Genomic DNA, 19810 nt, shown 5'->3' with positions numbered 1-19810 from the left:
AGAATGATTCCATGACTGCTGCCCTGAATCATGTCCACGATCTTGCCTCTTTTGTCTCCGCTTCACCGTCGTCTTTTCACGCCGTAGCGGAGGCTGCGCGCCGCTTGCGTGACGCCGGTTTCAGCGAATTGCACGAGGCTGATGACTGGAATGGGGCACGCACCCGCAAGGCAGCGAAGTGCTTCGTAATCCGCGATGGTGCGATTGCGGCATGGATTCAGCCGACGAAAGCTACCGGTACCACGCCATTCCGCATCCTTGGCGCTCACACTGATTCGCCAAGCTTCAAGCTCAAGCCGAAGCCGACCACGGGTTCAGAGGGTGTTCTTCAAGCCGGTGTTGAAGTTTATGGTGGCCCGCTGCTCAACTCCTGGCTCGACCGTGAGCTTGAGTTCGCCGGCCGAGTGTCCTTCCGCGATGGCAGCACTGAACTCGTGCGTACCGGCCCTCTGCTTCGTTTTCCGCAGCTCGCTATCCACCTTGATCGCGGCGTTAACGACAAGCTCACCCTCAAGCGCCAAGCGCACATGAACCCGATGTTCGGTTTGGGCGAGCGCGATGATGCCGATGTTCTCGGTCATCTCGCGTCGATCTTGTCGTCGAAGGCAAAAGACCGTTCTGCCGAGGACATCGACGGGTATGACATTGTGGTCGCCGACACCGCGGCGCCAGCTGTCTTTGGTCTCGACGACGCTCTCTTCGCCTCAGGTCGTCTCGACAACCTGTCGTCGGTGCACGCCGGTCTCGTCGCTCTGCTCGGGCTCGATACCAAGCTCGATCACATTCCGTTGTTTGTCGCGTTCGATCACGAAGAAATTGGTTCGGCATCCCGCTCTGGTGCTGGGGGGCCGTTCCTGGCCGACCTCGTCACCCGCATCAGTGCAGGTTTGGGCGGTTCAGAAACAGACCGGATGCGCGCCGTCGCTGAATCCTGGTGCCTCTCGTCGGATGCCGGCCACGCCGCACACCCGAACTACCCTGAACGTCACGATCCCGCTAATCGTCCGCGCCTTGGTGGAGGACCGTTGCTCAAGATCAACGCCAACCAGCGCTATGCCACCGATGCGCTTGGCGCTGCGGAGTGGGCTCGCGCGTGCCGTCAGGCTGGCGTTGAGTACCAAGAGTTCGTGTCGAACAACGACATGCCGTGTGGATCAACCATCGGGCCCATCACCGCAACTCGCTTGGGCATCCGAACGATTGATGTTGGACTCCCATTGCTTTCGATGCACTCCGCGCGCGAATTGTGCGGCGTCGCTGACCCACTCGCGTTGAGCTCAGCAATCGCGGCGTTCTTCTCACCCGAGTAAGGCAAACGCCCGGAGCCCCAAGCCCGGCTGTACCGACGGCGCGCTCATGCGGCACCGCCGCTGATCGCCACGCTGTCAAAGCCGCGACGGATTAGAACAGGGGAGCGATCTCGTCGGTTGTGGCTGGCAGGCTGGCGTCACTGGTGGTGGCTCCGGGGTAACCCGGGCCCACGGGGCAGACTGAGCGACGCTGGAACGCCTCGGCAGCACCACGCGCTCTGACGTCCGCGGCTTCATTCAGGGGATGCCCCACGTGACCTCGAACCCATTCGAAGCGGTAGCGGCGGCCGGTGATGGCTTCGTCGATCTGCTTGATGAGGTCAACGTTCATGACAGGCTTGCCGTCGCCTTTGCGCCAGCCCTTTTTCTTCCAGCCGGGCATCCATTTTGTGATCGAGTTGATGACGTATTGGCTGTCGCACAAAATCAACAGATCATCGTCGACATGGGCCGTCGCGCGCAACAGCTGCAGCACCGCCATGAGCTCACCTTGGTTGTTGGTGGCGTGATCCCAGCCGCCAGCAGCCCACGTGTTGTCATCGACGTACCACGCCCATCCAGCTGGCCCGGGGTTGCCGAGCGCCGATCCGTCAGCAGCAGCAGTAATCGTCATAACAACCTTTCGAAGAGCTCGCGGAGTGAGAGAGCAACCGCGTCCTATCGACTCTAGTAGCTGGTTATCACCACAGATTGTGCGGCACACACGTCATTGAGCACGATTCGGTTTTAGGGTAGTACCGTGCCCGAAAACCCCACTCTCGTTCCTGCGCTTGAAATCAGCGGATTGACCAAGCGTTTTGGCGAGAAACTCGCTGTCAACGCCGTCGACCTTACGGTTCCGCGAGGCTCATTCTTCGGCCTCGTCGGCCCTAATGGTGCAGGCAAGACCACGACGCTCTCGATGGCAACCGGCCTTCTCCGGCCGGATGCTGGCACAGTTTCTGTGCACGGCCTTGACGTCTGGAGCAACCTTGTCGAGGCGAAGAGGCGCATTGGCGTCTTAAGCGACGGGGTCCGGCTCTTTGACCGCCTGACCGGCCTTCAGCTGGTGACCTATGCGGGCCTCTTGAGTGGCATGGACCGTGCTGTCGTCGCCGAACGCGCGGCCGACCTCCTCGAGCTGTTCGACCTCGATGCCGTGAGCGGCACTCTCGTCGTCGATTACTCCGCCGGCATGACTAAGAAAATTGCCCTCGCCTGCGCGCTCATTCACGCTCCGCAATTGCTCGTGCTCGACGAACCTTTCGAATCTGTTGACCCGGTATCTGGCGCCAACATCCGCGACATTTTGCATGGCTTCGTCGAATCTGGCGGAACCGTCATCGTTTCCAGCCACGCCATGGATCTCGTGCAGCGCATGTGCGACCACGTTGCCGTAATCGCGGACGGTCGGGTACTGGCATCCGGAACAACAGATGAAGTGCGCGGCACCTCAACGCTCGAAGACCGCTTTGTGGAGCTCGTCGGTGGACGGCGTCATGGAAAGGGCCCCGAGTGGTTGCGCATCTCGTAAGGCTGCGTTTTCGACTCCTTGCCAACGCGCTCACGCGGAGCCCTTGGCAGGCGGTCGCCGTCGTGCTCGGCACGGTGTACGGCCTGTTCACGCTATTCCTCGTTGTGGTGGGGCTCCTCTTTCTCAGTTCGGCGCCCGACAGCCTTGGCCGCACTGTCAGCGTCGTTGGCGGCGCCATCTTGGTGCTGGGATGGACGTTCCTACCGCTGCTGAGTTCGGGCATCGACGAGACGGTAGACCCGGCACGCCTAGCGACCTTCCCTATCCCCATCAACACGTTGCTGCTGGCTCTCGCCGTCAGTGGTGTTCTTGGGGTACCGGGAATCATCACTACTCTGGCCGCTCTGGCGACGGGGCTCGTGTGGTGGCAGACGCCCCTCATCGCGATCGTCGCTCTGCTGTGCGCGGTGATTGGGGCGCTCACGTGTGTCGTGGGATCGCGGATGCTCGCTGCGCTCACCGTGCGGATGTCGTCTGGTCGTCGAGCTCGCGAAGCAAAGACTGTGCTCGTGTTGATTCCGCTCTTGCTGCTCGGTCCGGCGATCCTTGCTCTCTCCACTCTGTTTCGTGAGCTTCAAACCGTGCTTCCGGTGATCGCCGACGTTGTCGCGTGGACGCCGTTCGGGGCGATTTGGGCCGTTCCTGGCGACCTCGCTGTCGGTCGTCCGGGCGCAGCGGCGCTGCACGCTGCCATCGGCATCGGGACCCTCGTCGCTGCGACCGCAGTGTGGCGCTGGGCTCTGGATCGCGCACTGGAACGCCCCGCAACTTCGACGTCGTTCAGTCGCACTCAACACGGACTCGGCTGGTTCTCCGTCTTCTCGGGCACCCCCACGGGTGCCGTGGCCGCCCGCGCCCTCACGTATTGGGCCCGGGACCCCCGCTACGCACAGTCGCTCATTAGCGTGCCGCTCGTGCCCGCAATCGTCTTCTTCTATAGCGGGGCAAGTGGCGATCTCAGCGGCCTGCTCTTCGTCGGCCCCATCGTTGCTGTGCTGCTGGGGATGTCGATCTACACCGATGTGTCCTACGACAACACAGCGTTTAGCCTCCACTTACAATCCGGTGTCAGCGGTCGCGCCGACCGTTGGGGCAGGGTCATTGCTGTGAGCGTTTTTGCGCTGCCCACGACGATCATCCTGACCGTCGCGAGCGTTTGGGTCAGTGATAGCTGGGAGAGGCTGGTCGGGATGCTCGGCATCTCGCTAGGCCTCTTCTTAACCGGCCTGGCACTGTCTTCGCTTGTTTCCGGGCGATTCGCTTTTGCTGTGCCCGCTCCCGGAGACAATCCATTCAAGTCCCGCCCCGGCGGGGGATTCACCCTTATGCTCTCGATGTTCGCATCGTGGACAGCCTTGGCGCTCTTGGCTCTTCCCGAAATGGTGCTCGCCATTATCGGCTTCGCAACGTTCAACCAGTCACTCGGCTGGATTTCTCTCGCCGTCGCACTCGTACTGGGAGGCACTCTGCTGATCATTGGGGTGCGCTGGGGCGGAAAGCTGCTCGATGACAACGGGCCAGAGATGCTCGTGCAACTTCAGCGTCAGAAGTAGCAACCCATCACGCTGGGCGGCCACACCTCCGGAGGGTTACCTGGCAGGTTAGCGCGTGAGCAGCTCAGCCCGTTGGGGGTTGGCTTCAAACCAATCGGAGACGTACCAACACATGGGCAGCACGCGCAACGCCGAATTCGCTTCAACATCATCCATCGCGAACTTCACAAGCTGGGCAGCGTAGCCCTTGCCGCGGTGGGCAGGCTGAGTATATGTGTGGTTGAAAGAGATAGACGATCCGTTGGTGCGATAGTCCGCAACCGCAACGAGCGCGCCATCCACTTTCATGACGTAGCGCGCAGCATCCTTCTCATGCAGAAATTCTGTAGCCATAACTCTCTAGCCTAGGCCGGAAGCGCCGCTTCGATAGCACCAACGATGGCCGGGTCATCCGGAACCACCGTCGGGCGAAAACGAGTGACATCGTTGCCGGGCGTGACGAGAAACTTTTCAAAGTTCCACGCGACTCGGCCGGCCTTACCCGAGCCATCCGCGGTCTTCTTGAGTTCGGCGTACAAGGGGTGGGCTGACTTGCCGTTCAGCTTGACCTTCTCAAACATGGGGAACGTGACGCCCCAGGTCGTAGAGCAGTATTCCGCAATCGCTTCTTCAGAGCTCAGCTCCTGCAAGAACTGGTTGCTGGGAAATCCCAAGACAGTGAAACCACGATCGCCATATGTCTTCTGTAGTTGCTCCAACTGCTCGTACTGCGGCGACAAACCACAGCGCGATGCAACGTTAACAATGAGCACCACTTTGTCGTGATAATCCGCCAGCGTTGTCTGGCTGCCGTCAATAGTGGTGAGGGGGATGTCTCTAAGTTCGGTCACTTCTCAAAACTACGCCTGCAGTCTGGACGCGCGCCGACGACATTCCGAATGTTGCCAGCGAGGATCGGTAGCATGGGAGTTTCCCCACTTCCGCATTCGTGCGGTTCACCGAAAGTGAGTTCATGCCGGATAGCCCCCTGTCAGCAAGCGCGTACGAGGTGCTTGGTGTTGAGGCGTCGGCATCGGAGTCTGAGCTGAAGAAAGCATTTCGGCGGGCGCTACGAGAGACGCATCCCGACACCGGGGGAGACCCCACTCGATTTGCCGCCGTTCAGGATGCCTGGGAGCGTGTTGGAACCCCAGAGAAGCGGCGAAGCTACGATGCCGGCTCTGCTTCGCACTCGCGCTCTGCCACAGGGAGTTCTTCCTCGTTCTCGTCGCGCGGCTCAGCACCATCGCGAGAAGACTCGCGCCCGCGCGCCCGCACCCACGGTCATCCAGGAGGCTGGCGCCGAGAGCGCTTCCTCGCTGGCATGCGTGAATGGGCAGGCCGGGGCGTCTCTCTTGACGACCCGTACGATCCCGCACTCGTGCGGAGTGCTCCGCGGGAGATTCGCCGAACTCTTGCCGACGCCCTTGCCGAAGAAGCAACCGCGCGCACCGTGAGTGCTCTCGGAATTGGCTTCACCATTTGGCACGATGTCTCGACCGGCCCGCCCGAGCGCAAGATCGATCACGTTGTGCTCGGCCCGACCGGTCTCTACGCGATCCTCTCCGAAGACTTCGGTGGACGAGTGAAAGTGCGGCGCGGTGAACTCATCGGTCCAGCCGTTCAGCCCGAGAAACCCATGCACGAACTTGCCTCGCGCGCTAAAACCCTCAGTCGGCAGCTGAAAGTGAATTTCACGTGCTTCGTGATCGTGGTGCCCGATGACGCGCTCGCTCAGCCACAAGAATCGCTCGGCACAGTGAAGGGGCAACCCGCTGTTGTCGTGCGTCAGAGTGTGCTCGCGCATCTACTTCGTACCGGCCCCGAGTCGAGCCGCGGACGCCAAATTGGCGGCAACGAACTCTTTGACGTTCGTACTCGAGTATCGAACGGCATCCGCTTCGTCGAATAGCGAACTACTAGGTCAGTGTTTCACTGGCCGACACCGAGCGTTCACCCACCGCAGGAGTTGCACGCCGCTGACAGCATTCACCACGGGAGTAGGGTGAAGTTGTGAACACGAACGCCATGCTTGCTCGGCGATTGACCACAACCGATGCGACGCTCATCGGTCTGGGCTCAATGATTGGCGCCGGGGTATTTGCTGCGTTCGTTCCCGCAGCTCAGGCAGCAGGCGCCGGTCTTCTGATTGGTTTGGGTATCGCAGCGATAGTCGCGTGGTGCAATGCGGCTGCAAGTGCTCAGCTGGCAGCGGTGTATCCCGTTGCGGGCGGCACCTACGTCTACGGTCGTGAGCTCTTGGGACCCTGGTGGGGCTACCTCGCAGGCTGGTCATTTGTCGTTGGCAAGACGGCCAGCTGTGCCGCTATGGCCCTCGTTTTCGCCGCCTACGTCGCACCGGTCGGATGGGAAAAACCCGTCGCGGTTCTCGGCGTCGTTGTCCTCACCGCAATAAACCTACTCGGGGTCACCCGCACAGCAGCGGCGACCAAACTGATCGTGGTCTTTGTACTCGTGGTACTCGTCGGAGTACTGATCGCTGTTGCCGCCTCACCCGTGGTGCAGCCGGTGCAAATCTCGTTTGCTCACAGCATGGATGCGTACGGCATCCTGCAGTCAGCAGGCATTCTCTTCTTTGCCTTCGCCGGTTACGCCCGAATTGCCACGCTCGGCGAGGAAGTCACCAATCCGAGCCGCGCCATTCCGCAGGCCATCATGATCGCCTTAGCTGTCACGGCAGGGCTCTACTTGGTTGTGGCGATCACGATGCTGTCGGTTCTTGGTCCAGAATCTCTAGCAGCCTCGCAAGCGCCCATCGCTGATCTTCTTGTTGCATCCGGATGGGGCTGGGCCACCGGACTCATCTCGCTCACGGCGGGCGTTGCAGCGTTGGGTGCTCTGCTCGCGTTGATGGCCGGTATCGGTCGCACGACGCTCGCCATGGCGCGCAACTCTGATCTGCCGCAGTGGCTCGATGCGGTGCACCCGCGTTTCAGGGTGCCTCACCGCGCGGAGTTGGTTCTCTCGGGCGTTGTGATCGTTGTCGTACTCATCGCGGATCTGCGAGGAGCGATCGCCTTCTCGTCCTTCGGCGTTCTGCTGTATTACTCTGTGGCGAACGTTGCCGCATTTACTCAGCCGGCGAAACAGCGTCGTATTCCGCGGGCTTTCAATGTCATCGGGGCACTTGCGTGTCTCGCTCTAGTCGTCACGGTTCCGGTTGCGGGGCTCGTGGTTGGAGTCGTAGTCCTGATCATCGGGATTCCTGTACGTTTGCTCTCCAACCGCCAATCTCGCATACTTTCTGACCATGGCGCGTAGGCTGATTCTCTCTTAAGAAAGAGGTAAATAGGTTCGTGATTCGCGTAATTAGCTACAACCTTCGCAAGCACAAGGCCGCCATCGAACTTGATGCGCTCGCTCAGACCCCTGATTTAGATGTGCTCTGCCTTCAAGAGGTCATCTCTTCTCAGCTGCCCACCGAGATTGGCGAGCTGCACTTGGCAGACTCCACCAAAAACAATCGGCTCGGCCTTGCCGTCTACTACCGTCGCGATCGCTACGAGCACCGCGCTAGCCAATCGTTCGAGCTCAAGAAATCTCTGCACGACCGCATTTTTACTCCCACGCCTGAGCGCCTAGTGGGCACTCATCTTGTTGATCGTAAGACTGACGAGGACATGATTGTGGCCTCGTTTCACGCTGCTCCGTTGACCGCGCTCAATTCACTGCGCCGCAACCAAATCAAGGCGGCGCACGAAATGCTCCACACCCTCGGGTCAGGGTCGCCCATTCTCATGGTCGGTGACTACAACTACCCGATGTTCAAAGACGGTCTCACGCAGCGTGTGAAGCAGACAGGGTACGACTTGTCGCTGAGCGACCGCACCACGTACACGAACTATAAGTTTTTCCGCGGACACTTCGACTTCGTCACGTCGCAGGGGTTCACGATCGAGGGCGTTGAGACGCTGCGACGGGGAGTCTCCGACCACTTGCCCATCTTGGTCACCGCGTCATACGGCGCCGAGAGCAAACACCGGTCAACGATGTCGGCTGAGCCGCTCGCGAGCTAACGCTCCGCGCTCCTCGGCACATGATGAGGGCCCGTTACGCCATGGCGTAACGGGCCCTCATCATGTTCAGCGAACTGTCGTTAGCCTTCTTCGCCGAGGTTTCCGGCCAGACGCTCGTGCATGTACTGGCTGGCCTCATTCATACCGATAAGAACAACGCGCTTGTCTAGACGCTCGTACTTCGTCGTAATGGCATCCAGGGCCGCTACCGTCGATGCATCCCAAATGTGGGAGTTCGACATATCGATGATGATGCGGTCGGGATCGTCGGTGTACTCGAACTGCGTGGTCAGGTCGTTGCTCGATGCAAAGAACAGTTCTCCGTTGACCCGGTAGTAGGCGGTGGGCACTGCCTCGTCTTCTGGCAACGTGCGCTCGACCGTCGCGAAATGCGCAACACGGCGGGCAAAAGCAACCATCGCAACAATGACGCCGACTAGCACGCCAATTGCGAGGTTCTCCGTTGCCACGACCACAGCAACGGTTGTCACCATGACGGTCGTCTCGCTCTTGGGCATGCGCTTGAGCGTCGACCAGCGGATGCTGTGCCAGTTGAATGTCGAGATTGCGACGATAACCATGACTGCCACGAGCGCGGCCATCGGAATAATGGCCACCACGTCACCCAAAACGACGACAAGGATGAGCAGGAAGATACCCGCGAGGAAGGTCGAGATGCGGGTGCGAGCTCCCGATGCCTTCACGTTGATCATTGTCTGGCCGATCATCGCGCAGCCACCCATTCCGCCGAACAGCCCGGAAAGGACGTTCGCAACACCCTGACCCCACGCTTCGCGCGTCTTGCGCGAGTGGGTGTCTGTGATGTCATCGACGAGCTTGGCTGTGAGAAGCGACTCGAGAAGCCCTACGAGAGCCATGGCAATCGCGAACGGGCCAATGATTTGGAGAGTCTCTAGTGTCAGCGGAACGTTCGGGATGAAGAGCTCGGGGAGACTGCGGGGGAGTTCGCCCTGGTCGCCAACAGTGGGCACAGCAATCGCCATCGTGACCGTGATGATTGTCAGGAGCACGATAGCGACGAGCGGAGCGGGAATTACCTTCGTGAATCGGGGCATCAGCACCATAATGAGCAGCCCAGCACCTACCAGTGGATACACCATCCACGGCACGTCGAAGAGGTGCTCGAGTTGCGCCATGAAAATTAAGATCGCCAGCGAGTTCACGAAGCCGAGCATCACGCTGCGCGGAATAAAGCGCATGAGCTTGGCCACGCCAATCACGCCGAGGAACACTTGCAGTAGCCCGCCAAGGATTACGGTCGCAATGAGGTAGTCCATGCCGTATTCGCGGGCAACGGGGGCGATGACGAGTGCAATCGCTCCGGTAGCCGCCGTGATCATCGCGGGGCGCCCGCCGAGGAAGGCGATTGAGACTGCCATCACGAATGATGAGAAGAGCCCGACTCGCGGATCGACTCCGGCAATGATCGAGAACGAGATTGCTTCGGGGATCAGTGCGAGAGCAACGACCAAGCCGGCCAAGACCTCTCTGGTGAGGATTCGCGGCGTGCGAAGCGCCGTCATTACTGACGGTTCTGCGCGGTACCGGTTTGATTTGGGGGCTTGGGCAATGGCGATGAGATTCTCCTGCGGACTGTGCCACGCGGCCGCGTGGCGGTGAAAAGAGTGAGGAGCCTAAGTGCATGTGTGCACGGCTCATTGCCTGCGACAGTGCTGGCAATAGACCAGAGATGATCTGGTCAAACGAGAACGGACGACAGTAGGTGTGTCTGAGTCCTCGTCCACGATAGCCGATCATGCAGATTCATGGGCGACTCTCAGCCTGTGCGGCTCTGTCGCGGCTCCGTTAGAACAGTCGGTTACGGTTTACAACGCCCGCAAACAACACGTGCGCCAGGGGGAGTGCCGATCCGATGATAAGCACGAGGCCGATGGTCGGATCCGTGTCCCGCACCAGAATTCCCCCGATAAGCAGGGCCGTAAAGAGCACCGCGGAGATCAGGCGGCGCACCAAAAGTTCAATCACGCGAAGACGCTTATCTGCACCGGGCGTTTCGACTGCGAGCTGACCGCGTTGCATGAGAGTTGCAACGCTCTCAAGTTGCTGCGGAAGCCGCAGAATCAGGCCGGCGGATGACAGAGCTTGTTTCGCGAGCTCCTTCACGGTTCCACCGCCTTCGTCGCGGGCTAGTCTCGCGGCGAACGGCTCGATGGCAGTCCAGACGTTGTAACTGGAATTCAAGTCGCTGGCGACTCCGGAGGTTACCGAGACGGCGCGGATGATCAGCAAAAAGTTTTCGGGCAGTTGAAACGGCATCGTGCGCACGACTTCGCTGAACTCATTGCCAAAGGCGCGAAACTCCTGGGGGTCTACCTGTTGGAGTTCGCTGAAGCCCATACCGCCGAAGCGATCGAACAGTTCCCCCAAGGCACGTTCAAGAGGCGCGCTTTCGGCGCTCCGGAGCAGGATGCCCATATCCCGCACGCTCGCGACAAGGCCGGGGGCATCCCTCGCCGCTGCGGCGATGATGAGGCGCTGAAGACCGCGGCTGAGGTTTTCGGGAACGTCGCCCATCATCCCGAAGTCAATAAAGGTCAGTGTCCACTCCCGCGTGGATTGGTCGGCGCGATCAGGATCCGCCGGCGTCACGAAGATGTTTCCCGGATGCGGGTCGGCGTGAAAGAACCGGTGCATGAAGAGCTGCTCAAACATCGCGCGCGACAACTCGTCGGCGACTTCTGCGGGGTCGATTCCGGCCGCGACCAGCTTCGCGTGGTCGTTGATCTTGATAGCGGTCGCGTCGGCCAGAGTCAGAATGCGGCGCGTTGAGCGCTCCCAGACGACCTCAGGAGCGTCTATGCGGGGGTCATCAGCGAAGTTTTCAGCGAAGCGTTCCGCGTTGCTTCCCTCGTTGAGGTAGTCGATCTCGCGCAGGCTAATGATCGCGAATTCTTCGAGAAGTGCCGGCAAGTCGACGCGTCGGGAGATGAAGCGAACCCGGTTAAGCCAACTTGCGACGCGGCGCAGAGCTGCGAGGTCGACGGTGATGATGTCGGCGATGCCTGGCCGCTGAACCTTCACAACGACAGCGGAGAATCCAACATCCACCGCGTCGCTGACTGTCAGCCGCGCTCGGTGGACCTGACCGAAGGATGCCGCGGCAACGGGAGTTGGGTCGAAGTACTCATACGCACGCTCAAGGGGCATGCCGAGTTCTCTCTCAACGCTTTCGCGAATGAGGGCGAAGTCAACTGCGGGAACCTCATCCTGAAGTCCTTCAAGTTCTCGAGTGATTTCGCTCGGCAGCACATCGAGGCGGGACGACATAAATTGCCCGACCTTGATCATGAGCCCGCCAAGATCTACAGCAAGACCGTGAAAACTACGAGCGATGCGGGCTGCTCGCACGAGCCGACGTCGAGCAGCAACGCGTTCGAGCCCGAAGCGGGGCAGAACAAGTTCGAACCACCATTCGAGGACCATGTACCGGGCAGCAAAACGCAGGATCCGACGGTAGCGGGCGCGCAGCTGTCGAGTGTCGGTCATCAAATCTCCCTAGTGCCGATGTGGCCGGCTTGTCCGCTCAGTCTTGGGCGAGGATGGCGTAAAGCTTACGACGCGCATCGTCGATGACGCTGATGGCTTCCTCTACCTGTTCCGGGTTTCCGGTACGCATTAGCGGCACGACTGCTTCCGCCAATTTTGCGGCAGCGTGGGGGAGCGCGGTCGGGCGTGACGAGTCTTTTGCTTCGGAATTCTCCCACGGTGCAGGGCGACCAGCTTGGGCTTCGTCGTGTCCCTTTTCAGTGAGCGTGTAGGTCTTCTTGCCATCGGCTTCGTGAGCTTCGATGAGCCCTTCGTCGGCGAGCAGCTGAAGGGTGGGGTAGACGGAGCCGGGGCTCGGCTTCCAGGCGCCGTTACTGCGCTTGTCGATTTCTCGGATGATTTGGTAGCCGTGCATCGATTCCTCAGCGAGGAGGGAAAGTATGGCGACCCGAACGTCTCCGCGGCCCATACGGGGAACTACGCGACGTTCGAATTCTGAGCGCACGTTATCGAGTGCATCCCAGAGCCCTTTGCCTGCGTGGTCGAAAGCGTCTGCGAACGGGCGGCGAGAATCTCGGCCACTTGTTCCGAATGAGTTATTCATGCTGATCCTCCAGTCGGTGGATGCGGGGCACGAGCGGCCTCGCCGATACTCAACGATACATCGTTAAAATCTTGTCGTCAGGAATTTCAGCTAACCCGCAGCAACCACATCACCGCGCAACGACGATGGAACCAGTTCGCTGTGTTCGTGCAGACTGGGGGAGTTAACTGGGGTCATGGCAGCTACCGTCTCAGACCAACTCATCGGCCAACTACAACACGCAGGCGTCAGGCGCATTTACGGGATTGCGGGCGACAGCCTCAACCCTATTGTTGACGCCGTGAGACGCACCGGAGGGTCCGCCAAAGGCGGCATCGACTGGATTCACGTACGCAACGAAGAGGCCGCCGCGTTCGCCGCCAGCGCCGAAGCACAATTGACCGGTGAACTTGCAGTCTGCGCTGGCAGCTGCGGACCAGGCAACCTTCACCTCATCAATGGGCTTTTTGATGCGCACCGCAGCGGTGCCCCGGTGCTGGCCATCGCAAGCCAGATTCCCTCGGCTGAAATCGGCAGCGAATACTTCCAAGAAACCCACCCCGATCGCCTTTTCGTTGAGTGTTCGAATTATCGCGAACTCATTTCCACCGCAGCACAAGCGCCTAGGGTAGTGAACTCCGCTCTTCGCCACTCGATTAGCTTGGGTGGAGTTTCCGTCATCACGCTTCCCGGAGACATCGCCGGGCTCGACTCTGTGGGCAGCGCTCCACAGTTGGCTCGCCCGGGCATTCCGGTCTTGGCTCCTGCTGCTACCGATGTGGCAGCCCTCGCTGAGGCCATCAACTCCTCCGAGCGAGTCGCTATCTTCGCCGGAGCAGGTGTCGCAGGCGCCCACGACGAGGTCGTAGCCTTCGCCGATCTACTAGCCGCTCCGATCGGCCACACCCTCCGCGGCAAAGAGTGGATTCAGTACGACAACCCGTTCGACGTCGGGATGACGGGGATGTTGGGCTACGGCGCCGCACACGATGGCATCCACGATGCCGATCTCCTCATCTTGCTCGGCACCGACTTCCCCTACGAACAATTCTTGCCAGACGGCTCACACGAACGAATTGCCCAAATCGACACGAAGGCAGAGCACTTAGGGCGACGCACCAACGTTGAGATCCCTGTTCACGGCGACGTGGCAGCCACCATCGCCGCAGTGACACCGTTGATCACGAACCGCACCAACAGGAGCTTTCTGGAGAAGACTCTCAAACGTCATCACCGCCTGCTGAATAGCGTGGTTGACGCCTATGCCAAGAACGTCGAGAAGAAGATTCCGATTCATCCTGAATTCGCCGCATCGCTGCTTGACGATCTCGCTAGTGAAAACGCGATCTTCACGGCTGACACGGGTATGTGCAACGTGTGGCAGGCCCGCTACATCAACCCCAATGGCCAGCGCCGCCTCATTGGCTCGTTTCTACATGGCTCAATGGCTAACGCACTCCCACAGGCCGTTGGCGCCCAAACGAGTCATCCTGACCGGCAGGTGATCGCCATGTGCGGTGACGGTGGACTGTCGATGTTGATGGGCGAATTGATTACCGTCGCCGCGAACAAGCTCCCCGTAAAAATCATCGTCTTCAACAACTCAACCCTGGGCATGGTCAAGGTTGAGATGCTTGTTGACGGATTTCCCGACTTCGGGGTGGACGTTCCCTCGGTTGACTTCGCGGCGGTAGCGAACGCGCTCGGAATCTTTGGGCAACGGGTAGAAAAGCCCACCGACATCCACTCGGCACTTGAAGCGGCGCTCGCCCACGATGGGCCAGCACTTGTCGACCTCGTCACTGATCCGCTTGCGCTGTCACTACCGCCAACCATCACCGGAGAAATGGCCCGCGGTTTCGCACTCGCGATGTCGAAAGTGGTCATGAACGGGGGAGCGGGCGAGGCTGTAAAACTCGCAAAAAGCAACATTCGGTTACTCCCGGGCGCCCTGTAGCACCCAGCCCAAGCGACGCCTGCCGGAGTTCACAGGGACTCCTGCAGGCGAGCGTTCTCGCCGTTCAATCGGCCGAGGGCAAAAAAATAGCTCGGACCCATAAACATGGATCCGAGCTATTTCGATGTCTTACGACACCTCGCTGTGCGCGAAGGGGGACTTGAACCCCCACGCCCTTTCGGGCACTAGCACCTCAAGCTAGCGCGTCTACCAATTCCGCCATCCGCGCGCATCTGCGGCGCTACAAGAGCACCGCCGAGATAAGAGAATAGCATCCTTTTTGAGCACCAAATGACGCCCTGAACAACCACCAGCGCGAGTCCCGTTTCGGGTATGCCGTGGCGTGCAGATATTTACTGGGGAGACGGCTAGCGTGGAGTTATGACTTCTGAGCCAGAACTCGAGCGCACAGCCCGCATTGCGCAAGATCTCATCCGTTTCGACACTTCCAACTACGGGGAGGGTCGATCGAACGGCGAGACTGATGCAGCCGAATATTTGGGTGCGTTGCTTGAAGAGATGGGCCTGACCACTCAATACTTCGATGCTGCCACCGGCCGCACGACAGTCATTGCCAAGGTGGAAGGCAGCTACGACACCGCGTCTTCTGCGCCGCACGCGAAAGAGCGCCCCGCACTGATTTTGCATGGCCACACGGATGTCGTGCCTGCTGATCCCAAGAACTGGTCAGTAGATCCGTTCGGAGGCATCATCCGCGACGGCCTGCTCTGGGGCCGCGGAGCCGTCGACATGAAAAACATGGATGCCATGATCATCACGGCACTCGGCGACATTCTGGGGGCCGGCAAGCGTCCCGCTCGCGACCTCACGATCGCCTTCTTCGCTGACGAAGAAAATGGCGGCGAATACGGTTCGCACTTCATGGTCAAGAAGCACCCCGAAATTTTTGCGGGAGCAACCGAAGCCATCAGTGAGGTCGGTGGCTACTCGGTGGACCTCCAGGGCCAACGCGCTTACCTGCTGCAGACGGGCGAAAAGGCTCTTATGTGGATCAAGCTCACCGCGCGCGGCATGGCCGCCCACGGCTCACGGGTTATCAGCGACAACGCTGTCACGAAGCTCGCTGAAGCTATCGCGATCCTTGGCCGCCAAGAGTGGCCAGTGCATCTCACCGACACCACGAAGCTGCTCATCTCTGAGCTCTCTCGCATTCTCAAGATCGATCCAGAAGAGGTCGGTCCCGATCAGTTGATCCTGGCTACCGGTACCGCATCCGGGTTCCTGCAGGCGACGTTGCGTACGACGAGCAACCCGACGCTGCTGAAGGCCGGCTACAAGCACAACGTTATTCCTGACGTCGCTGAAGCACTTGTCGACATCCGCACTCTTCCCGGTGAAGAGGATGCGGTGCTCGCGCAAGTGCGTGCACTTCTGCCCGATGAGATCGAGATCGAGATGATGCACCGCGACATCGGCCTCGAAACGAGTTTCGATGGCCCGTTGGTCGATGCGATGGTCGAAAGCCTCGGTGTCTTCGATCCGGGGGCACCTGTTCTGCCGTACCTGATGTCGGGCGGCACCGACAACAAAGCCCTCAAGCTTCTCGACATCACCGGCTATGGTTTCGCCCCGCTGCAATTGCCGCCCGAGATCGACTTCCCGGGAATGTTCCACGGCGTTGACGAACGGGTGCCGTTGGACGCACTAGTCTTTGGCAGGCAGGTCTTGGGAGACCTGCTTCTCAAGTACTAGTTCTTACCTAAACGGGAGCGTTCCATGGGGTTCATCGAGGCCATAATTCTCGGGCTTGTTCAGGGTCTCACGGAGTTTCTTCCGATCTCCTCGAGTGCCCATTTGCGCATTATGGGCGAGTTTTTGCCCTCTGCCAGCGACCCGGGCGCCACATTCACGGCAATCACCCAGTTGGGTACCGAGCTCGCCGTAATCCTCTTTTTCCGCAAAGATATCGCTCGCATTCTGACGCGTTGGTTTCAGCAGTTTCGCAAGCCTCATGGCTCCCACGGCGAAAAGATCGATCGGAATCATCCGGATGTCCGGCTCGGGTGGCTCGTTATCATCGGCACGATCCCCATTGTGCTCGTGGGCTATTTCGCGCAGGAGTACATCCGTTCGACGTTCCGTTCGCTGTGGTTGGTGGCAACCGTCTTGATCGTGTTCGGCATCATCTTGGGGATCGCTGACTACCTCGGCAAGCGCACGCGCGCTCTCGAAGACATGAGCTACGGCCACGGCATCACGATCGGTCTCGCCCAAATGCTCGCTTTGGTACCTGGCGTCTCACGGTCGGGGTCGACAATGACAGCCGGCCTTGCGCTCGGATACACGCGCCCTGCTGCGGCACGATTTGGCTTTCTGCTGGCAATCCCTGCCGTTTTCGGCAGCGGACTCTACGAGCTCGTGCACAGTTTCGGCGAACCCGAGCAGGTCTTCACGTACGCAGAGACGGCTGTCGCCACAGTGATTGCGTTTTTCGTCGGCTATGTCGTGATCGCAGCGCTCATGCGCTACATCGAAAAGCGTTCGTTCCTGCCGTTTGTGATCTACCGGGTGGTTCTGGGCGTGACGCTCTACGTTCTGCTGTCGCTCGACGTGATTCAGCCGGTCTAGCCGTCTCTGGCGTTTTAGACGCTTCAAGCGTTCGCGCTAGCTAACACGTTCGCGCTTGCTAAAGCGACATCGCGATCACGCCAGCAGTGGCGTGCTTAGTCCTTGCCACGCCAAGGCTCGTCGCCCGCGGCACCCGGATCCGGTTTGTCGTCGCCGCTCCGCAAGTACTTTTCGAACTCTTGAGCGATTGCTTCACCGCTGGCCGATGGAGAATCGACCGTGTCTCGCGCTCGTTCGAGCTGCTCGATGTACGACGACATGTCGTCATCTTCGCCGGCGAGAGCGTCAATACCGGTCTCCCAGTCGGTTGCCTCAGTCACGAGATCGCCGCGGGGGATCACAACATCCACGATTTCTTCGAGCTTGTCGATGAGAGCGAGGGTCGCTTTCGGCGATGGCGCGTTGTGCACATAGTGCGGAACGGATGCCCAGATCGACATTGTCGTGATCCCGCTAGCTTCCGCTGCCTGACCGAGTACCGACAGGATGCCCACTGGGCCCTCGTAGCTGCTGCGCTCGATGTCTAGTGCGGTGCGAACGGCAGAATTTTCGCTCGACGTGAAGACCGAAATGGGGCGAGTGTGGGGCACATCGGCCAACATCGCTCCGAGGAACACGATCGAGGAGATGCCGTTGTCGACCACCGTCTCCAGAATGTCGCGGGTGAATGCTTTCCAGGAGCGGGATGGTTCTGTGCCGAGCAAGAGGTAGATATTCGACTGATTGTTGGCGCTCAACTGCAGTTCGGCATCAGCGGCGATGCTTTCGGGGCGCTCGGCGTTGGGGCGAGACGGGCCGTACATCGTTACTGATGGCCACGTCATGACGCGGTTGCCGTCGTCGTCGTGTGAGAGCACTGGACGGTTGAACTGGTAGTCGAAGTATTCTTCGGGATCGACTTCTGAGATGGGATACACGTCGAGCTGCTCTTTGAGCGATCGCACTGCGCCGCTCGCTGCTTCACCGGCGTCGTTCCACCCCTCGAAGGCGACGACGAGGAGTCGTCCGTTCGCAAATGGGGTGTTAGTCACTGGTCTCCTTGTGGTGCGTGGCAGGAATGTTCTTCACCCAAGGATAGAACTACGATGGTGCGTTGTGACTCACTCCACTCCGGCGGCCGTCCTGTGGGACATGGACGGCACCCTCATCAACTCCGAACCGTACTGGATTTCTGCGGAAACCATCCTTATCGAATCGTTTGGCGGTTCGTGGACGCATGACGATGCGATGGAGTGCGTTGGCAATGGACTTTTCGAGTCCGCCCGCGTGATGCAAAGCAGAGGCGTAACTCTCGATGCTGCCACGATCGTCGACCGTCTCACTGACAGCGTGATGGCTCAACTCAAGGAGTCGGGAATTCCGTGGCGCCCCGGAGCTCGCGAACTTCTTCGCGAGCTACGCACGGCTGGTGTGCCCACTGCGATCGTCACGATGTCGATTGGGCGGATGGCGCATCACGTCGTCGAGAACCTGGGTTTCCACGGCTTTGATGCCGTCATTTCTGGTGACGATGTCGAGAATCCTAAACCCCACCCCGAGGCCTACCTCGCGGGCGCGGCAGCACTTGGCGTTGCGATCACCGACTGTGTTGCTATCGAGGATTCACCTCCCGGCGCCACCTCGGCGTTTGCATCCGGCGCTACCGTCATTGGTGTTCCGTTTATGGTCGACATCCCCGAAGACAAGACCCACGCACTCTGGCCGACACTCGACGGCCGCACCCTGAACCATCTCTCCGAACTGCACACAAAGGTGACCACGCGATGAGCGACGTATTCCGACGACAGAGCGGCCCCTTCCGTGAAGGGGATCGTGTACAACTCACGGGCCCCAAGGGCCGTCTCAACACTGTGACGCTCGAAGTCGGGGGAGCGTTCCACACTCACCGTGGCGTGCTCAGCCACGACGTGATCATCGGTCAGCCGGATGCCAGCGTTGTCGTCAGCACCAATGACATCGAGTATTTGGCGATGCGCCCACTGCTCACCGATTTCGTTATGTCGATGCCGCGCGGTGCCGCAATTATTTACCCCAAGGACGCCGCCCAAATCATCGGTCAAGCCGATATCTTCCCTGGCGCTCACGTTGTAGAAGCCGGTGTCGGCTCCGGTGCGCTCTCCCTGTGGTTGCTGCGCGCTATCGGCGCGAGTGGGCAGTTGAACTCCTTCGAGCGCCGTGAAGAGTTCTCTGAGATCGCTCAATCGAACGTTGAGACGTTCTTGGGTGCGAAACCCACAAACTGGACGGTCACAGTTGGCGACCTGCAGGAGCAATTGCCGGCATCCGTTGAAGCTGGTTCCGTTGACCGCGTTGTACTTGACATGCTCGCACCGTGGGAGTGCATCGAAGAGTGCGCCGACGCCCTCACTCCCGGCGGAGTGTTGCTCTGCTACATAGCGACGGTCACTCAGCTTTCTCGTGTGGCTGAGGCGATCCGCGCGACAGGCCTCTTCACGGAGCCAGATTCCAACGAAACAATGGTGCGCGGCTGGCACGTCGAGGGGCTTGCCGTTCGCCCTGATCACCGCATGGTCGCTCACACGGGTTTCCTCATGACGGCCCGCCGCCTTGCGCCGGGATCCGTGTTGCCCGAGCTCAAGCGCCGCGCGTCGAAGACGGACTTCAAAGACGAGGATGTCGAAGTCTGGACTCCTGGAGCGCTCGGTGAACGTAGCGCCAGTGCTAAACGTCTCCGCAAGACGGCACGCGAAGCGAAGGCCGCGGCTCAGGCCGGGTCTTCTGACCGGTAGAGTGTTGGCGA

The 19810-nt window shown here is 60.0% G+C and carries 18 protein-coding genes and 1 tRNA gene; 11 read left to right on the top strand and 8 right to left on the bottom strand.

Features of this window, described 5'->3' with window-relative positions:
* The first annotated feature begins 11 nt into the window (after positions 1 to 11).
* A complete protein-coding gene (locus tag I6E56_RS01205) occupies positions 12 to 1310 on the top strand; it encodes a M18 family aminopeptidase (protein ID WP_197135514.1) in 1299 nt (432 codons plus the stop codon).
* A 91-nt stretch (positions 1311 to 1401) separates the two neighbouring features.
* Here the strand turns inward: I6E56_RS01205 and I6E56_RS01200 are convergent, their stop codons facing one another.
* Positions 1402 to 1923 (bottom strand): RNase H family protein, encoded by a 522-nt coding sequence (locus I6E56_RS01200; RefSeq protein WP_197135513.1) that lies wholly within the window; start codon positions 1921 to 1923, stop codon positions 1402 to 1404.
* A 126-nt stretch (positions 1924 to 2049) separates the two neighbouring features.
* Between I6E56_RS01200 and I6E56_RS01195 the strand changes: the two genes are divergently transcribed.
* Positions 2050 to 2823, top strand: coding sequence for an ABC transporter ATP-binding protein (locus I6E56_RS01195; protein WP_197135512.1), 774 nt, complete (start codon positions 2050 to 2052; stop codon positions 2821 to 2823).
* Complete coding sequence (locus I6E56_RS01190; RefSeq protein ID WP_197135511.1) at positions 2805 to 4376, top strand: transporter; 1572 nt, start codon at positions 2805 to 2807, stop codon at positions 4374 to 4376. Before I6E56_RS01195 ends, I6E56_RS01190 begins: the two co-directional genes overlap by 19 nt.
* 48 nt (positions 4377 to 4424) lie before the next feature.
* On the opposite strand, the gene I6E56_RS01185 is transcribed toward I6E56_RS01190, so the two are convergent.
* Both I6E56_RS01185 and I6E56_RS01180 read right to left on the bottom strand, forming a co-directional pair.
* Positions 4425 to 4709: a GNAT family N-acetyltransferase gene (locus I6E56_RS01185; RefSeq protein ID WP_197135510.1), complete on the bottom strand. Its 285-nt coding sequence runs from the start codon at positions 4707 to 4709 to the stop codon at positions 4425 to 4427.
* An 11-nt stretch (positions 4710 to 4720) separates the two neighbouring features.
* The gene (locus tag I6E56_RS01180; protein WP_197135509.1) at positions 4721 to 5206 is read right to left on the bottom strand and encodes a glutathione peroxidase; all 486 of its coding nucleotides are present in this window, start codon (positions 5204 to 5206) and stop codon (positions 4721 to 4723) included.
* 122 nt (positions 5207 to 5328) lie between these two features.
* Between I6E56_RS01180 and I6E56_RS01175 the strand changes: the two genes are divergently transcribed.
* The 3 genes from I6E56_RS01175 (at position 5329) to I6E56_RS01165 (ending at position 8392) form a co-directional block, all read left to right on the top strand.
* Positions 5329 to 6267, top strand: coding sequence for a DnaJ domain-containing protein (locus I6E56_RS01175; protein WP_197135508.1), 939 nt, complete (start codon positions 5329 to 5331; stop codon positions 6265 to 6267).
* 101 nt (positions 6268 to 6368) lie between these two features.
* Positions 6369 to 7637: an APC family permease gene (locus I6E56_RS01170; RefSeq protein ID WP_197135507.1), complete on the top strand. Its 1269-nt coding sequence runs from the start codon at positions 6369 to 6371 to the stop codon at positions 7635 to 7637.
* 38 nt (positions 7638 to 7675) lie between these two features.
* Complete coding sequence (locus I6E56_RS01165) at positions 7676 to 8392, top strand: endonuclease/exonuclease/phosphatase family protein (RefSeq protein ID WP_197137972.1); 717 nt, start codon at positions 7676 to 7678, stop codon at positions 8390 to 8392.
* Between the two features lie 80 nt (positions 8393 to 8472).
* Here the strand turns inward: I6E56_RS01165 and I6E56_RS01160 are convergent, their stop codons facing one another.
* The 3 genes from I6E56_RS01160 to I6E56_RS01150 form a co-directional block, all read right to left on the bottom strand.
* On the bottom strand, positions 8473 to 9936 hold the full coding sequence (locus I6E56_RS01160) for a SulP family inorganic anion transporter (RefSeq protein WP_197135506.1): 1464 nt from the start codon (positions 9934 to 9936) through the stop codon (positions 8473 to 8475).
* Between the two features lie 283 nt (positions 9937 to 10219).
* Positions 10220 to 11920, bottom strand: coding sequence for an AarF/ABC1/UbiB kinase family protein (locus tag I6E56_RS01155; RefSeq protein ID WP_197135505.1), 1701 nt, complete (start codon positions 11918 to 11920; stop codon positions 10220 to 10222).
* A 37-nt stretch (positions 11921 to 11957) separates the two neighbouring features.
* A complete protein-coding gene (locus I6E56_RS01150; protein ID WP_197135504.1) occupies positions 11958 to 12524 on the bottom strand; it encodes a PadR family transcriptional regulator in 567 nt (188 codons plus the stop codon).
* 175 nt (positions 12525 to 12699) lie between these two features.
* Here I6E56_RS01150 and I6E56_RS01145 point away from each other — a divergent pair, with 175 nt between their 5' ends.
* Positions 12700 to 14460 (top strand): pyruvate dehydrogenase, encoded by a 1761-nt coding sequence (locus I6E56_RS01145; RefSeq protein WP_197135503.1) that lies wholly within the window; start codon positions 12700 to 12702, stop codon positions 14458 to 14460.
* Positions 14461 to 14605: 145 nt separating this feature from the next.
* Here I6E56_RS01145 and I6E56_RS01140 read toward each other — a convergent pair.
* Positions 14606 to 14689: transfer RNA gene (locus I6E56_RS01140), tRNA-Leu, on the bottom strand.
* A gap of 152 nt (positions 14690 to 14841) precedes the next feature.
* On the opposite strand from I6E56_RS01140, the gene I6E56_RS01135 reads away from it, so the two are divergent.
* Together I6E56_RS01135 and I6E56_RS01130 are read left to right on the top strand one after the other, a co-directional pair.
* On the top strand, positions 14842 to 16173 hold the full coding sequence (locus I6E56_RS01135) for a M20/M25/M40 family metallo-hydrolase (protein WP_197135502.1): 1332 nt from the start codon (positions 14842 to 14844) through the stop codon (positions 16171 to 16173).
* Positions 16174 to 16197: 24 nt separating this feature from the next.
* A complete protein-coding gene (locus I6E56_RS01130) occupies positions 16198 to 17049 on the top strand; it encodes an undecaprenyl-diphosphate phosphatase (protein ID WP_197135501.1) in 852 nt (283 codons plus the stop codon).
* Between the two features lie 95 nt (positions 17050 to 17144).
* Here I6E56_RS01130 and I6E56_RS01125 read toward each other — a convergent pair whose 3' ends face one another.
* The gene (locus tag I6E56_RS01125; RefSeq protein ID WP_197105594.1) at positions 17145 to 18080 is read right to left on the bottom strand and encodes a proteasome assembly chaperone family protein; all 936 of its coding nucleotides are present in this window, start codon (positions 18078 to 18080) and stop codon (positions 17145 to 17147) included.
* Between the two features lie 64 nt (positions 18081 to 18144).
* Here I6E56_RS01125 and I6E56_RS01120 point away from each other — a divergent pair, with 64 nt between their 5' ends.
* Entirely contained in the window at positions 18145 to 18816 is a 672-nt protein-coding gene (locus tag I6E56_RS01120; RefSeq protein ID WP_307842712.1) for an HAD family phosphatase, read from the top strand.
* Positions 18813 to 19799: a tRNA (adenine-N1)-methyltransferase gene (locus I6E56_RS01115; RefSeq protein WP_197135500.1), complete on the top strand. Its 987-nt coding sequence runs from the start codon at positions 18813 to 18815 to the stop codon at positions 19797 to 19799. The genes I6E56_RS01120 and I6E56_RS01115 overlap by 4 nt, the downstream gene beginning before the upstream one ends.
* Positions 19800 to 19810: the final 11 nt, after the last annotated feature.

Source organism: Salinibacterium sp. NK8237 (assembly GCF_015864955.1).
Classification (GTDB): domain Bacteria; phylum Actinomycetota; class Actinomycetes; order Actinomycetales; family Microbacteriaceae; genus Rhodoglobus.
This window is presented reverse-complemented; position numbering and strand designations above follow the sequence as displayed.

Coding starts and splice junctions, on each gene's coding strand:
- I6E56_RS01205 (WP_197135514.1), top strand. CDS start 12: ATGACTGCTGCCCTGAATCATGTCCACGATCTTGCCTCTTTTGTCTCC.
- I6E56_RS01200 (WP_197135513.1), bottom strand. CDS start 1,923: ATGACGATTACTGCTGCTGCTGACGGATCGGCGCTCGGCAACCCCGGG.
- I6E56_RS01185 (WP_197135510.1), bottom strand. CDS start 4,709: ATGGCTACAGAATTTCTGCATGAGAAGGATGCTGCGCGCTACGTCATG.
- I6E56_RS01175 (WP_197135508.1), top strand. CDS start 5,329: ATGCCGGATAGCCCCCTGTCAGCAAGCGCGTACGAGGTGCTTGGTGTT.
- I6E56_RS01160 (WP_197135506.1), bottom strand. CDS start 9,936: ATGACGGCGCTTCGCACGCCGCGAATCCTCACCAGAGAGGTCTTGGCC.
- I6E56_RS01155 (WP_197135505.1), bottom strand. CDS start 11,920: ATGACCGACACTCGACAGCTGCGCGCCCGCTACCGTCGGATCCTGCGT.
- I6E56_RS01150 (WP_197135504.1), bottom strand. CDS start 12,524: ATGAATAACTCATTCGGAACAAGTGGCCGAGATTCTCGCCGCCCGTTC.
- I6E56_RS01145 (WP_197135503.1), top strand. CDS start 12,700: ATGGCAGCTACCGTCTCAGACCAACTCATCGGCCAACTACAACACGCA.
- I6E56_RS01135 (WP_197135502.1), top strand. CDS start 14,842: ATGACTTCTGAGCCAGAACTCGAGCGCACAGCCCGCATTGCGCAAGAT.
- I6E56_RS01130 (WP_197135501.1), top strand. CDS start 16,198: ATGGGGTTCATCGAGGCCATAATTCTCGGGCTTGTTCAGGGTCTCACG.
- I6E56_RS01115 (WP_197135500.1), top strand. CDS start 18,813: ATGAGCGACGTATTCCGACGACAGAGCGGCCCCTTCCGTGAAGGGGAT.